Source organism: Ruegeria sp. BK1, assembly GCF_056535645.1.
In genome coordinates this window covers 406804-420940 of the sequence record NZ_JBQFIS010000002.1, presented here as the reverse complement: position 1 = coordinate 420940, position 14137 = coordinate 406804, and the positions used below count along the sequence as shown (strand labels likewise).

The following is a 14137-nucleotide window of genomic DNA, read 5'->3' as shown; positions in this document are numbered from 1 at the left end:
CTCAAGTGCTTTTCTGCAAACGGTCAACGGCCATCAACACACGTTCCGGCGTGGCCGGAGCATCCAGACGAGGGCATTCCCGATAATCGGCGACAGAAGCGACCGCCATCGACAGCGCCTCGAACACCGAAATTCCCAGCATGAATGGTGGTTCGCCAACAGCCTTGGACCGTTTGATCGTCAATTCGCGGTTCTCGGACCAATCGGCAAGCTTCACATTGAAGATGCGCGGGCGATCCGATGCGAGCGGAATTTTGTACGTCGAAGGTGCATGGGTGCGCAGGCGACCGGCATCATCCCACCAAAGCTCCTCGGTGGTTAGCCAGCCCATGCCCTGAAGAAAGGCGCCTTCAACCTGACCCTTGTCGAGAACCGGGTTCAGTGAACGTCCGACATCATGCAGCACATCTGTGCGTTCAACCCGATATTCACCTGTCAGCGTGTCAATCGTCACTTCGGAACAGGAGGCACCATAGGCATAGTAATAGAACGGGCGGCCTTGTCCTTTTGCTCTGTCCCAATGGATCTTTGGGGTTTTATAGAACCCCGCTGCGGACAGTTGCACGCGCGCTAGATAAGCCTGTTTGATAAAGGCCTCGAAGGGCAGAACATCTTGACCGATATGTACCTGGTTGGCGAGGAAGACCACTTCGTTAGGCGCGACCCCCCAGGTTTCGGAGGCGAATTTCACCAGACGGTCTTTGATCTGCTCAACCGCGTTCAAGGCGGCCATACCGTTCAGATCCGTCCCGCTTGACGCCGCAGTGGCCGAGGTGTTGGGAACTTTCTCAGTGGTTGTTTTGGTGATCTTGATCCGGCTGAAATCGACCTGAAAGGCCTCGGCCACAACTTGCGCGACCTTGGTGTTCAGGCCTTGCCCCATTTCGGTGCCGCCATGGTTCAGATGGATCGATCCATCGTTGTAGACATGCACCAGCGCCCCGGCCTGATTGTACCATGTGGCCGTAAACGAGATGCCGAATTTGACCGGCGTCAGCGCGATGCCTTTCTTCAGAATAGCAGAGGTCTTGTTGAACGCGATGATGTCCTGACGGCGTTGGCGGTACTGCGATGTCTCTTCCAACTCTCCGACCAGCCGGTCGAGAATGCTGTCTTCAACCTTCTGATGGTATGGGGTTATGTTGCGTTCCCCTGAGCCGTAGAAATTAAGCTTGCGAATATCCAGCGGGTCTTTCCCCGTGGCATAGGCGATTTCTTCGATCATCCGCTCAGCGGCGATCACGCCCTGAGGCCCTCCGAACCCGCGGAAGGCGGTATTGGATACCGTGTTGGTTTTCATCGGGCGACTGTTCAGGCGCACATTTGGATAGAAATACGCGTTATCCGCATGAAACAACGCCCGGTCGGTGACTGGCCCTGACAAGTCTGCCGAATACCCGCAGCGCGCGGCAAAGCAGCCATCGACGGCCTGAATGCGGCCGTCGTCGTCATGGGCAACGTCATAGTCGATCACAAAGTCATGGCGTTTGCCTGTGGCGGTCATGTCCTGATCCCGGTCGGGCCGGATTTTGACCGCTCGGTTCCACTTCTTCGCAGCTATGGCAGCCACGGCGCAGAACAGGTTCATCTGGCTTTCCTTGCCGCCAAAACCACCGCCCATGCGGCGCACATTGACCACAACTGCATTGGAAGGCACCCCAAGCACATGGGCCACCATGTGCTGTGCTTCCGACGGATGCTGCGTCGAGCAATGCACGACCACGTCATCGTCCTCACCCGGAAGGGCAAAGGCGATATGGCCTTCAAGATACATATGATCCTGCCCACCAACCCGCATCCGACCCTTGATTCTGTTTGGGGCCGTTTCCTGTGCCGCGTTTACGTTGCCGCGCTCCAGCTTGAGCGGTGCTGTTACATGCGGATACCCGGCTTCCTGCGCCGCAATCGGATCCAGTGCATGCGACAAGGCCTTATATTCTATCTTTGCCAACTCCGCTGCGCGCCGCGCGATGTCACGGGTCTCGGCGACCACTGCGAACAACGGCTGGCCGTGAAACTGAATAGTGTCGGTCGGAAAAACGGGTTCATCATTCAGATGTGTCGGGCTGATGTCGTTGACCCCTGGCACGTCATCTGCAGTTATCACCCCGACCACGCCGGGCACTGCCAGAACGTCTGCGAAATCAATGCCTATAAGCTTGGCATGTGCTACGTCTGAGACACCGAGATACGCGTGCAAAGTGCCCTCGGGCAGCGCGATATCGTCTGTATAGTCGGCGCGTCCGGTGACATGCTTGACTGCGCTGTCGTGGTTAACGTTTGTGTGCGGCGCGCCAATAATGGAAACGTTGTCTTTCATTGTGGGTCTCCTTGTCAGACACAGGCCAGCTGCGAAGGGCCAGTTGTTTCGGCGTCGTTTTCAAGAAAGAACCTGAGCAGCAGATTTTGCGCGGTCAGCATTCGGTAATCTGAAGATGCGCGCCAATCCGTGAGCGGAGAGAAATCCTGCGCCAGTGCCGCAGCGGCGGTCTCAAAGCTTTCGCGGGACCAAGGCTGGCCATTTAAAGCTGTTTCCGTGGCAGAGGCCCGCTTAGGAGTGGCGGCCATGCCACCGAATGCAAGGCGCGCATCGCTGATGATGCCGTCCGCGACCGAAATATGGATACCGACCGCGACCGATGAAATGTCTTCATCGCGGCGTTTGGAAATCTTGTAGGCCGCGTCCAGATCATTGGGTTTCGGCAGAGGAACGCGTATGCTTTCGACAAACTCGTCCGGTTGGCGGTCTTGTTTGCCGTATTCAAGGAAATATGCCTCGAGTGGCAATGCCCGGATATCCGAACCGCGACGCAATGTGATCTCGGCGTCGAGCGCGATCAGCACTGGTGGCGTGTCCCCGATGGGCGACCCGTTGGCGATATTGCCGCCGACCGTGCCCATATTCCGCACTTGCCATCCTGCAATGCGATCCCAGTACCGGGAAAGGTGTGGCAAGTGCTTGGACAGGTGCTCTTGGCAATCGGTGTAGCTTGCGCCAGCTCCTATCAGGAGGAAGGAACCCTGTCGTTCAACTGTTTGCAGGTCTTCAAGATGACCGATAAAGATCGCCGGCCCAATTTTGTGTAGAAACTTGGTGACCCAAAGACCAACATCGGTAGCCCCTGCAATGATCGTGGCTTTTGGATAGGTTTGCAGACAGACGGCCAGGTCATCGACAGAGGCAGGAAGGATACTCAGGTTATCCTCTGGGCCAGAAACGACCCGCAATCCGTCCTTCAGCGCAGCCAGGCGCAATGTCATGGTTTCACGTTCGGTATTCAGATGATCCGATGCTGGGGTGCCATAGCGACTGACGGCTATCGCGGCTTGTACAATCGGTTCATATCCGGTGCAGCGGCAAAGATTACCCTGTAGGGCAGTTTCGACCTGTTCTTTGCTCGGTTCTGGCGTTTTCATCCAAAGCGCGTACAGGGCCATCACAAAGCCCGGTGTGCAGAAGCCGCACTGGCTGCCGTGATGGTCGATCATGGCTTGCTGAACCGGATGCAGGCGTCCATTGGGTCCGGAAAGGTGTTCAACCGTCACAACATGACACCCGTCTACAGACGCAAGAAAGCGAATACAGGCATTAACTGGCACGTAGGTAAGACCTGCCTTTCCAAGCCGTCCGACAAGTACAGTGCATGCGCCGCAATCGCCCTCGGCGCAGCCTTCCTTTGTGCCGGTCAGCCGTTGCTCCAGTCGCAAAAAGTCCAACAGAGTTTGGTTTGCTGACACGCTTGGAACGGTCACATCCCTGCCGTTCAGGACAAAACGAATGTCGGTACGAAACGTCATGAAGCTCTCCCTACTCCCTGCCTGCTTGGAGGTGACCGGGGGACCATAGAGTCAACGATTGAGTCTTAAAATCGTCGGAAATGGAAAATACTTTCAACAGATCATTGAAAAAAGCAGGTCCTCAGCGCAATCTGACCGCATCGGGAGGGTTGAATGTCATATATCGAAAGTTTGCGGGTTTTTGTCAGAGTGATGGAACTGGGAAGCATCACGTCCGGCGGGCGCGATCTGAGGTTGACCCCGGCGGTGGCTAGCAAGCGGTTGAAAGAGTTGGAAAACCATTTGGGCGTGCGGCTGTTCAACAGAACAACCCGTTCGATGACGGCGACCGAAGTTGGTTCCGTATTCTATGAGGAAGCCAAAGCGGTCCTGCTGGCGCTTGATCATGCCGAAGCGCGGGTGGCCAGCTTTTCCGACGCCCCCCGAGGTGCAATTCGCATCACCGCACCATTGGGTGTCGGTCGTAGAATCGTTGCGCCGCTGGTCCCGGAGTTTTCGGATCTGTACCCGGAAACAGAGGTTCGCATGCGCCTGTCCGACCGCAAAGTGGATATAATGGCCGATGGCCTGGATATCGCGTTCTTCATAGGAGAGCCCGGCGACTCCACCATGAAGCTGAGAAAATTCGCGGATTGCGACCGTGTCCTTTGCGCGTCGCCTGACTACCTGTCCAACTTCGGCGTGCCCAATACTCCAGACGACCTGCTACAGCCGACGCATAACTGCCTATTGCTGCGCTATCCCAGATCGCCCGAATATTTTTGGACTCTCAATACCGATATGGGTCCTCGAAAGTTGGAAGTCCGCGGCAAGTACGACGCCGATGACGGGGACGTGCTGACGGATTGGGCGCTGGCAGGAAAGGGGATTGTCAACAAGCCCCGATTTGACGTGCGGGAATACCTGGCGAATGGAAAGTTGGTCGAGGTCCTTCCAAAGACGCCCCCAGTGCCGACGATTTTTGGGTGTTTGTACCCGCACAAAAAGCTTCAGGACCCCAAGGTGCGTTTGTTCGTCGAACATATCGCGCAGAACAGTAAGCGATTTTTCGTGTCTCACTGAAAACAAGCGAGATCAGAAACTAGACTGATTTCGCCTTCGCTGGTTGGTACTGTCTGGTTTTACTGAGCCCTGACTTCCTTTACCCATGCTATGATCGTCTTGCGCGCTTCATCATCCATTTGAACCGCGGATGGCGGCGGCATCGCGTGACTGATCCCTGCCTGAAGATAAATCTGGTCGGCCTGTCGGGCGACGTCGCCGGGTGTTTCAAGGTAGACCTTCTTGGGCGCCCATTTCATCGTGCCATAGACGGGCTCTCGAGCGTGACACATAGAGCAATTGCCCAGCACGGTGTCATATGCGGCCTCGAATCCGGCGGCTGAGGCAAATTTCTGCTCGTACGGCGTCAGTTCGCGCGCTTCTGCGTCTTCCCAGGTCTCGCCGGATCGAACGGAAGACAACCAGGCGATCGCGACCATAAGAATGACCGAAACACCCCAGGTCCAATGCGGCCCCTTGCCAGTTGCGTGCATCGTGTTGAAGTAGTGCCGTATGGTCACGCCCGTCAGGAAAATCAGGCTGGCAAGGATCCACGAATACTCGGTCCCGAAGGCCAACGGGTAATGGTTTGACAGCATCAGAAACACGACAGGCAATGTCAGATAGTTGTTGTGGGTGGAACGAACCTTCGCGATCTTACCGTATTTGGCGTCCGGTGTTCGACCTGCCTTGAGGTCCTCGACCACAATTCGCTGGTTCGGCATGATCTGAAAGAACACGTTGGCCGTCATGATGGTGGCTGTGAACGCACCAAGGTGCAACAGCGCCGCGCGTCCGGTGAAAATCTGATTGTAGCCCCAGGACATGATCACGAGGATCACAAACAAGAGCAGCATGAGAAGGGTGGGATGATCGCTTAACTTGGATTTGCACATGTAATCATAAAGGAGCCAGCCAATTGTCAGTGACCCGCCAGAGATCAAGATCCCCTGCCACAGCGCCAGATCCACTTTGGTAGGATCAAGCAGAAACAACTCGCCTCCGACCCAGTAGATGATCATCAGCAATGCCGCTCCTGAAAGCCATGTCGTGTAGCTCTGCCATTTGTGCCAGGTCAGGTGCTCGGGCATGCTGGCGGGTGCGACCAGATATTTGACGGTGTGGTAAAACCCGCCCCCGTGGACTTCCCACTCTTCTCCATAGGCACCATCCGGCAGCGCAGCGTTCGGTTTAAGCATGAGGTCAAGCGCAATAAAATAGAAAGACGCCCCAATCCACGCCATCGCAGTGATCACGTGCAGCCAGCGGACAGAAAAGGCGACCCACTCCCAGATTACGGCTAGGTCATACATGGCATTGCTCCTCAGTATCCTTTTTCCGGCACTCTATGCGAGTCCGATTTGTTCTGGTATTGCTAGCAAAGACCAAGCAGTATCAAAAAATGCAAAAAAATGTCATACCTAGATAACATCAGAACTTTTGTCCGGGTTTACGAGTTGGGCAGCATGTCTGCGGCAGGTCGCGATCTGAGGGTTTCTCCAGCTGTGACATCGGCAAGAATATCCCAACTGGAAGAGCATCTGGGCGTGCGATTGTTTCAGCGCACCACACGAAGCCTGACCCCGACCGAGCAGGGAAAATCGTTCTACCGGGGGGCTGCTGAAATTCTTGAGGCGGTCGAAAGAGCAGAAGCGCAGATCGTTAATATTACAGAAAACCTGAAAGGGTCACTTTATGTTGCCGCCCCGTTGGGGGTCGGTCGCCGCTTGATCGCGCCGCAAGTGCCAAAGTTTCTAGCTGAATATCCAGAGGTGAATGTAAGGCTCAGGCTGACAGATCGAAAGGTGGATCTGACGACCGAAGGGCTGGATCTGGCGTTTTTCCTTGGTCAGCCGGAAGACAGCAACTTGCGTATTCGCAAGATAGCTGATGTGGAGCGGGTTCTCTGTGCATCTCCGAAATACATCAAAAGCCGCGGAATGCCTGAAAGCGGTGATGACATTATCGCCGACAACCACGAGTGTCTGAGCCTGCGCTTTCCGGGCGCGACTGAGTTTCAATGGCTGCTAAGAACCTCTTCCGGGCCAAAGCGGTTTCGCGTTTCGGGACGCTATGAGTCAGATGACGGTGACGTGCTAACCGATTGGGCTCTTGCTGGTCACGGGATCGCGTTGAAACCGATATTTGAAATTTTCCAGCATCTTAAGTCGGGAAAACTGGTCCCGGTGGCCGAAAAAACACCCCCGGAACCGATTCAGATGGCGTGCCTGTTCACGCATCGTCGCATGCAGGACCCCAAGACGCGGCTTTTCATGGAGTTCATCATTGAACGTATTGGATCATCCATAGCTGCGGCCAATACTTCTCGGTAAACTACTCAGCTGCCGCGATAGGTTGAATACCCGAAGGGTGAAAGAAGCAAAGGCACATGGTAATGCGAATGTTCGGACATCCCAAAGCGAATGGGTATCACATCTAGAAAACGTGGGTCCTCGGGCGGGGTACCGGACGCGTCGAGATATGCGCCTGCATGAAAGATCAACTCGAACTCGCCTGTCGAAAACTCAGCTTCGGGCAATATTTGTTCGTCAGTTCTGCCGTCATCGTTGGTAACCAATGTTTTCAGTAAACTGCGATCTGTGCCGTCGATGCGGAAAAGCTCGATTTTTAACCCTTGGGCGGGGCAGCCCCGCGCGGTATCTAGGACGTGGGTGGTTAGGTAACCAGTCATTTGCGCTACTCCTCAAGTCACCCAGTTACTAATCTTATTTCTTGCCAATGGGCAAAGGCAGACTGTCCGAAGCTGTTTTTCGTATTTTTTGAAAAATATCTCGAATTATCTGGGGTATTGATCAATTCAAGTAGAAGGAAACTGACGTGAAGCCTTATCCACGAGATATGACCGGTTACGCTGGGCGAGTGCCCAAAGCGAACTGGCCAAATGGTGCCAAAGTCGCGGTTCAAATCGTATTGAACTATGAAGAAGGCGGTGAAAACAACATATTGCATGGTGACCCCGCCTCTGAGGCGTTTCTCTCGGAGGTCACCGGTGCCGCCCCGTGGGTGGGGCAGAGGCACTGGAATATGGAGTCGATCTATGAATACGGCAGTCGCGCGGGATTCTGGCGTGTGCATCACCTTTTGCAGGATCTGCCGATAACCGTTTATGGGGTTGCTACTGCCTTGGCGCGTGCTCCTGCGCAAGTTGCGGCAATGAAGCATGCAGGATGGGAGATCGCCAGTCACGGGCTGAAATGGATTGAACATAAGGATATGGCTCCGGAGGAAGAGCGTGCTCAAATCCGTGAAGCCATCCGCTTGCATACTGAAGTTACCGGCCAGCCTCCGCGCGGTTGGTATACGGGCCGCTGTTCGATGAATACGGTCGATCTGGCTGCCCAGGAAGGCGACTTTGCGTATATCGCTGACAGCTATGCGGATGATCTGCCATATTGGACCAAGGCCGGAGGCAAAGATCAGTTGATCATGCCATATACCTTGGACTGCAACGACATGCGTTTTGCGATCCAGGCAGGTTTCACAAATGGCGAACAGTTTGAAAGCTATCTGAAAGACAGTTTTGACATGCTCTATGCCGAAGGTGAGGCAGGGGCGCCGAAAATGCTTTCGATTGGATTGCATTGTCGATTGATTGGTCGGCCAGGTCGCGCGATGGCACTGAAACGTGCGCTGGACTATTTCAAGAAACATGATGGCGTCTGGTTCGCAACGCGCGAACAGATTGCCGACCACTGGGCAAAGGAACACCCCCCCATGCAACGCCTGACCCCGTCCGAAATGGACCAGTCTACCTTTGTGTCCGAATTTGGTGGAGTGTTTGAACACAGCCCGTGGATTGCGGAAGGCGCACATGAGCTTGAGCTGGGGCCAACCCATGACAATGCAGCTGGCGTCCACAACGCACTTGCGCGGGTTTTTCGAACGGCACCTTCCGAGAAACGGCTTGATGTCCTGACGGCCCACCCAGATCTGGCCGGCAAGCTGGCTGCCGCTGGACGGCTGACCAAGGAAAGCACCGCCGAACAGGCCGGGGCCGGTCTGGATATGTTAACCGATGATGAGCGCGCAACGTTCACCGTGCTGAATGAGGCATATACCACCAAGTTTGGTTTCCCTTTCATCATCGCGGTCAAAGACAACACGAAGGCAAGCATCCTTGACGCATTCCATCGCCGCATCGACAGCGACCGGGACACCGAGTTTGCCGAAGCCTGCCGCCAGGTCGAGCGGATTGCAGAACTGCGCTTGATCGAGAAATTTGCGGGATGACGGTTGCGCTGAAACTCCGGCCCTTGACGTCGCAAGTTTTCGCGCCCTTTGGTGATGTCATCGAGGTGTCTGGCAACGCGGACAAATACATCAATCAAGGCAATTGTGCTCGATATCACGACCGTGCCTTGCTTGATTTCAACGGCGGTCGCGCCGGGATCAGCGTGTTTCAGTCCAAGGCTTTCAGCCTTCCGATTAAGCTGGAAATGGTTGAACGTCACCCGGACGGCAGTCAGGCGTTTCTGCCATTGTCGGACAAACCCTTTGTCGTAGTCGTCGCTCGTGATGAAGATGGCATCCCCGGTAGGCCTGAGGCTTTCAAAACAACGCCGGGGCAGGGCGTGAACTACCACCGCAACACCTGGCATGGCGTGCTGACCCCGCTTCACGATCCGGGTCTATTTGCGGTCGTGGACAGAATTGGCAGCGGGCCCAACCTTGAGGAATATTGGTTCCCCGAGCCGTTCATGATCATGGACTAAAAAAAGCCACCGGAAAAAGAACCGGTGGCCAAGCTTTTTGTGCAACTAGTTCTGTGTCGGATGTTTCCCTTGACCCTCAGAAATCAACGTCGATAGCGATCCCTTTATCTACGGCCAACTCTACAACGGACGCGGCCACCGCTAGATCCTGAAGTCCAACTCCGGTGCCATCGAACAGGGTGATCTGATCGTCCGATATCCGGCCGGAATTCGTGCCGTTGATAACCGCGCCCAGCTGTGCCACATCGCTTTCCTTGATCAAGCCCTCGGCCACGGCATGCTGCGCCTCGCCGATTGTGATGGATTGCGCAACCTCGTCCGTGAAGACGGATGCTTTTGCCAACAACGCGGCTTCAACTTCTTGCTTTCCCTTGGTATCGGTGCCCATGCAGGCGACATGCGTTCCAGGGCTGACATGGTTGGCCATGAGCGAAGGAGAAAAGGCCGAGGTGATTGAGATGATCACATCTGCTTCGGTCATTCCGTCGAGTTCTACAGTTTCGAATGGAACGCCTGATTCATTGGCGACCTTTTCAATGTTGGGCAGCATTTCCGGGTGGTAGTTCCAGCCAATGACCTTTTCAAATGCACGTTGCTCGAGTGCTGCGCGCAGCTGAAAGGCGGCTTGATGGCCGGCGCCGATCATACCGATCACTTTTGCATCCGCGCGCGCGAGATGCTTGATCGACACAGAGGATGCCGCCGCAGTGCGCAGTGCGGTCAAAAGATTGCCACCCACCATGGCCGAAGGTTTGCCGGTGTCGGGATCGAACAGGAAAACGGTGGACTGGTGGTTGATAAGCCCGCGCTTTTCCAGGTTGTTCGGCCAATAGCCCCCTGCTTTCAAACCCAGCGTAAGGCCGGCGCGGTCAAAGCCGCCTTTGAAGCCATAAAGCGCATCTTCGTGCCCGATGGCTTCCCGAACAACGGGAAAATTGTAGGCATCGCCAGCGGCCATTGCAGCAAAAACCTTTTCGACGGCGTCAAAGGCGGCTTGTCGGGTCATCAGGTCACCGATTTCGCGCTCGGGTACGATCAACATGTTGTTCTCCACTCAGAATTCACGCGCCCGTGTGCGTCTCTGGAAGGAAGCGAACGCACACGGGCGACTTGTCGGGCTGCTTTTTGAGCCGGATTTGCCTGCTATTGGGTGTCGGGCATCAATACGCGTGGCCGCGGGCAGATACGGGCCACACGGTTTCAACCTTGCCGTTGCGCACGCCGACATACCAATCATGCACGTTCGCGGTCGGGTCACAGTGCCCCGGAACCAACTTGAGCTTGTCGTTGACCTTGAGTACCCCGTCCGTGTCCATGACGACGCCATGTTCGTCCGAACATTTGATATACTCGACATCGTCGCGCCCATAGACGACCGGCAGGCCGCTATCAACCGACTGTGCCTTGAGGCCGGCATCGACGATTGCCTTGTCAGCCTTGGCGTGACTCATAACGCTTGTCAGGATGAAAAAGGCGTTCTCCCACTCTCCTTGGTCGATGCGATTGCCGTCCTTGTCCAGAATACGGCCGTAATCGGCGTCCATGAAAGCGTAAGACCCACACTGCAACTCGTTATACACGCCCGAGTTGGATTCGAAGTAATAAGATCCGGTACCGCCACCCGAGACCAATTCGCATTCAATGCCTTCCGCCTTCAGCCCTTCAACGGCGTCCTTGACCATGGCAATCGCCGTGTCGAGCTTTTCTTTACGCGCCTCATAGCTGTCGAGATGCTGCATCGCGCCTTGATAGGCCTGGATGCCCGTGAATTTCAGATTTTCGGCGTCTACTACGGCTTTGGCAATCTCGATCACTTCTGGGGTTGTCGTGACACCGCAACGCCCGGCACCGCAGTCGATTTCCACAAAAACTTCCAATTGCGTCCCGTGATCGACGGCCGCGCCAGACAAGTCTGCGACATTGTCCACATCGTCCACGCAGACGATGATGCGGCTGCCCAGCTTTGGCAGGCTGGCAAGACGGTCGATTTTGGCGGGGTCACGCACCTGATTTGATACCAGAACATCCTTGATGCCACCGCGAACGAAAACTTCCGCTTCGGAAACTTTCTGACAGCAAACACCAACGGCGCCACCGATCCTTTCCTGAAGTTTTGCAACGTCCACAGATTTGTGCATTTTCCCGTGCACGCGATGGCGCATACCATGCGCTTTTGCATAGTCGCCCATTTTCTTGATATTGCGTTCCAGTGCATCGAGATCCAGCACGAGGCTAGGGGTCTGGATATCGGCTTCATCCATTCCGGGCTTGGCCGGAATGTCATAGCCGACTTCGAATTCGTCGAGATTGGTCATGTCTTTCATTTCCGTGTTCCTATATCGGGATTGATGTCTGTCGGGGGTGGTCACACAGTCAGCCAGGGCAGCTTGTCTAGATCGACATTGCCACCGGTGATGATCAGACCGACCCGCTTGCCTTTGAACGCGTCTGGATTCTTCAGTACCGTGGCCAATGGAACGGCCGAGGACGGCTCCATCACGATCCGAAGGTGTTTCCACGTCAGCTTCATTGCGTCGATGATCTCCTGTTCCGTGGCCGTGTAGATTTCGGAAACGTGGTTCGACACGAAGTGCCACGTGAGATCTTTCAGGGGGACAAGAAGACCGTCGGCGATTGTCTTTGGAGCATCATCGGCGATAATGTGCCCTGCTTTGAAGCTGCGATAGGCGTCGTCGGCTTGCTCGGGTTCGGCTGCGATGATTGCAGTCTCGGGCGCTAAGGTCGAAAGAGTCAGACACGTCCCAGACACCATGCCGCCACCTCCGATCGGGGCAACAACAGCATCCAGGCCATCCGTCTGTTCTATGAATTCACGCGAACATGTGCCTTGCCCGGCGATCACCCTTGGATCGTTATACGGGTGAACGAAATCGCCGCCCGTCGCTGCTTGAACCTCGGCAAATGTCGCTTCGCGCGACGAGGTAGAGGGTTCACATTCCGTTATCTTTCCACCGTAGCGGCGAACCGTGTCCTTTTTTGCCTGTGGCGCGGTGCGCGGCATGACAACATTGCACGGTATGCCCCGCTTCATTGCAGCATAAGAGAGGCACGAGGCGTGATTGCCAGACGAATGTGTCGCGACGCCCTTCTTTGCCTGTTCCTCATCAAGGCCGAACACGGCATTGGTAGCCCCGCGCACTTTGAAGGCGCCGGGTTCCTGGAAGTTCTCGCATTTGAAGAACAACTGCGCCCCGGTCAGTTCATTGAGGTAGTCCGAGGTTCGAACCGGGGTGCGGCGGATGTAGGGCTCGATCCGGCTGTGGGCGTCGAGCATATCTTCGTAGGTCGGGATATACATCGTGCAATCCTTCATTATGCAGCGTCCTTCTGCGCGACGGCTGGATGACCGCGATAATATTCCTGTGCAGCCGTAACGCCCGAGCCCAATTGGATGTTCAGTCCCAGATCGGCCATACACATTTCAGCTGTGGCGATGCCGGACAGCGCCATGACATCGGTCAGGCTGCCAAGGTGCCCGATACGGAACACCTTACCGGCGACCTCGCCGAGCCCGACACCAAAAGCAACGCCATATTTTTCGGCGGCATGGGTGACGATGTTTGTTGCATCAAAGCCGTTCGGCGTGCGTATCGCGCTGACGGTGTCTGAATACACCGATGGGTTGGCTGCGCAAAGCTCCAAACCCCAGGCGCTCACGGCGGCGCGAACACCTTCAGCTATGCGGTGGTGGCGGGCAAAGACGTTTTCTAGACCTTCACGCAGCAACATGTCGCAAGCCTGATTGAGACCGTTCATCAACCCGACGGCGGGCGTGTAGGGATAGGCATTGTTGACGTAACCCTTGGCCATGTCACGCACGTCGAAAAACGTGCGGGGCAGGGTGCCGGTTTTGGTCGCTTCCATCGCTTTTTTGCTAAAGCCTACAATGGCAAGCCCGGCGGGCAGCATGAATCCTTTTTGCGATCCGGTCACCGCAACGTCTACGCCCCATTCGTCAAAGCGGAAATCCATGGATGCAATGGACGAAACTCCATCGACAAACAGCATGGCGGGGTGCTTGGCGGCGTTCAATGCTTTGCGCACGGCAGCAATATCCGATTTTACGCCTGTTGCTGTTTCGTTGTGCGTGGCCAGAACCGCCTTGATTTCGTGGTTCGCATCCGCGGTCAAAATCTCTTCGTAGTGGTCGGCGGGCAGGCCCTGGCCCCAAGGGGTTTCAACGATTTTCACATTCAACCCGTGACGTTGACACATGTCGATCCAGCGATGGCTGAACATACCGTTGCGCGCTGCAAGAACCTTGTCGCCGGCTGACAGGGTATTGGTCAAAGCGGTTTCCCAGCCGCCGGTCCCGCTGGAGGGAAAGATAAAAACCTCGGCGCTTTTGCTTTTCAGGATTTTCTGAACACTGGCACGCGCGGGATGCAGAATTTGCCCAAACAGCGGCGAGCGGTGGTCGATCGTGGGCATATCGCAGGCCTTGCGCAGGCTCTCGGGGATATTGGTCGGACCCGGAATGAAAACGGGGTTTTGAAAGCTCATGGGTGGTCTCCTTCCGTCGTTGACCAAACAATACGACCAAG

12 protein-coding genes are annotated in these 14137 nt (G+C 55.5%); 4 read left to right on the top strand and 8 right to left on the bottom strand.

Annotated features, from left to right (window positions below; genetic code table 11):
* Nucleotide 1: 1 nt before the first annotated feature.
* Nucleotides 2–2320 carry a xanthine dehydrogenase molybdopterin binding subunit gene (xdhB, locus tag ACR3E7_RS20330; protein WP_480503844.1) on the bottom strand — a complete coding sequence of 773 codons (2319 nt, stop codon included), beginning with the start codon at nucleotides 2318–2320 and terminating at the stop codon, nucleotides 2–4.
* Nucleotides 2321–2334: 14 nt separating this feature from the next.
* Nucleotides 2335–3798, bottom strand: coding sequence for a xanthine dehydrogenase small subunit (gene xdhA / locus ACR3E7_RS20325; RefSeq protein WP_170789244.1), 1464 nt, complete (start codon nucleotides 3796–3798; stop codon nucleotides 2335–2337).
* 153 nt (nucleotides 3799–3951) lie between these two features.
* Here xdhA and ACR3E7_RS20320 point away from each other — a divergent pair, with 153 nt between their 5' ends.
* Complete coding sequence (locus tag ACR3E7_RS20320; protein WP_480503843.1) at nucleotides 3952–4860, top strand: LysR family transcriptional regulator; 909 nt, start codon at nucleotides 3952–3954, stop codon at nucleotides 4858–4860.
* 59 nt (nucleotides 4861–4919) lie between these two features.
* On the opposite strand, the gene ACR3E7_RS20315 is transcribed toward ACR3E7_RS20320, so the two are convergent.
* On the bottom strand, nucleotides 4920–6152 hold the full coding sequence (locus ACR3E7_RS20315; RefSeq protein ID WP_480503842.1) for a urate hydroxylase PuuD: 1233 nt from the start codon (nucleotides 6150–6152) through the stop codon (nucleotides 4920–4922).
* Between the two features lie 99 nt (nucleotides 6153–6251).
* Here ACR3E7_RS20315 and ACR3E7_RS20310 point away from each other — a divergent pair, with 99 nt between their 5' ends.
* A complete protein-coding gene (locus tag ACR3E7_RS20310; protein ID WP_170783379.1) occupies nucleotides 6252–7172 on the top strand; it encodes a LysR family transcriptional regulator in 921 nt (306 codons plus the stop codon).
* A gap of 5 nt (nucleotides 7173–7177) precedes the next feature.
* On the opposite strand, the gene uraH is transcribed toward ACR3E7_RS20310, so the two are convergent.
* Nucleotides 7178–7531: a hydroxyisourate hydrolase gene (gene uraH, locus ACR3E7_RS20305; protein ID WP_170772047.1), complete on the bottom strand. Its 354-nt coding sequence runs from the start codon at nucleotides 7529–7531 to the stop codon at nucleotides 7178–7180.
* Nucleotides 7532–7677: 146 nt separating this feature from the next.
* Here uraH and puuE point away from each other — a divergent pair, with 146 nt between their 5' ends.
* Together puuE and ACR3E7_RS20295 are read left to right on the top strand one after the other, a co-directional pair.
* A complete protein-coding gene (puuE, locus tag ACR3E7_RS20300; protein WP_480503841.1) occupies nucleotides 7678–9090 on the top strand; it encodes an allantoinase PuuE in 1413 nt (470 codons plus the stop codon).
* Nucleotides 9087–9572, top strand: coding sequence for an ureidoglycolate lyase (locus ACR3E7_RS20295; RefSeq protein ID WP_170783383.1), 486 nt, complete (start codon nucleotides 9087–9089; stop codon nucleotides 9570–9572). Before puuE ends, ACR3E7_RS20295 begins: the two co-directional genes overlap by 4 nt.
* 76 nt (nucleotides 9573–9648) lie before the next feature.
* On the opposite strand, the gene bhcD is transcribed toward ACR3E7_RS20295, so the two are convergent.
* The 4 genes from bhcD to bhcA all read right to left on the bottom strand — a co-directional run bounded on the left by bhcD (nucleotide 9649) and on the right by bhcA (nucleotide 14096).
* Nucleotides 9649–10614: an iminosuccinate reductase BhcD gene (bhcD, locus tag ACR3E7_RS20290; RefSeq protein ID WP_480503840.1), complete on the bottom strand. Its 966-nt coding sequence runs from the start codon at nucleotides 10612–10614 to the stop codon at nucleotides 9649–9651.
* Between the two features lie 118 nt (nucleotides 10615–10732).
* Complete coding sequence (gene bhcC / locus ACR3E7_RS20285) at nucleotides 10733–11896, bottom strand: 3-hydroxy-D-aspartate aldolase BhcC (protein ID WP_170772052.1); 1164 nt, start codon at nucleotides 11894–11896, stop codon at nucleotides 10733–10735.
* Nucleotides 11897–11937: 41 nt separating this feature from the next.
* The gene (bhcB, locus tag ACR3E7_RS20280; RefSeq protein WP_480503839.1) at nucleotides 11938–12906 is read right to left on the bottom strand and encodes a beta-hydroxyaspartate dehydratase BhcB; all 969 of its coding nucleotides are present in this window, start codon (nucleotides 12904–12906) and stop codon (nucleotides 11938–11940) included.
* Nucleotides 12906–14096, bottom strand: coding sequence for an L-aspartate--glyoxylate aminotransferase BhcA (gene bhcA, locus ACR3E7_RS20275; protein ID WP_480503838.1), 1191 nt, complete (start codon nucleotides 14094–14096; stop codon nucleotides 12906–12908). Before bhcA ends, bhcB begins: the two co-directional genes overlap by 1 nt.
* Nucleotides 14097–14137: the final 41 nt, after the last annotated feature.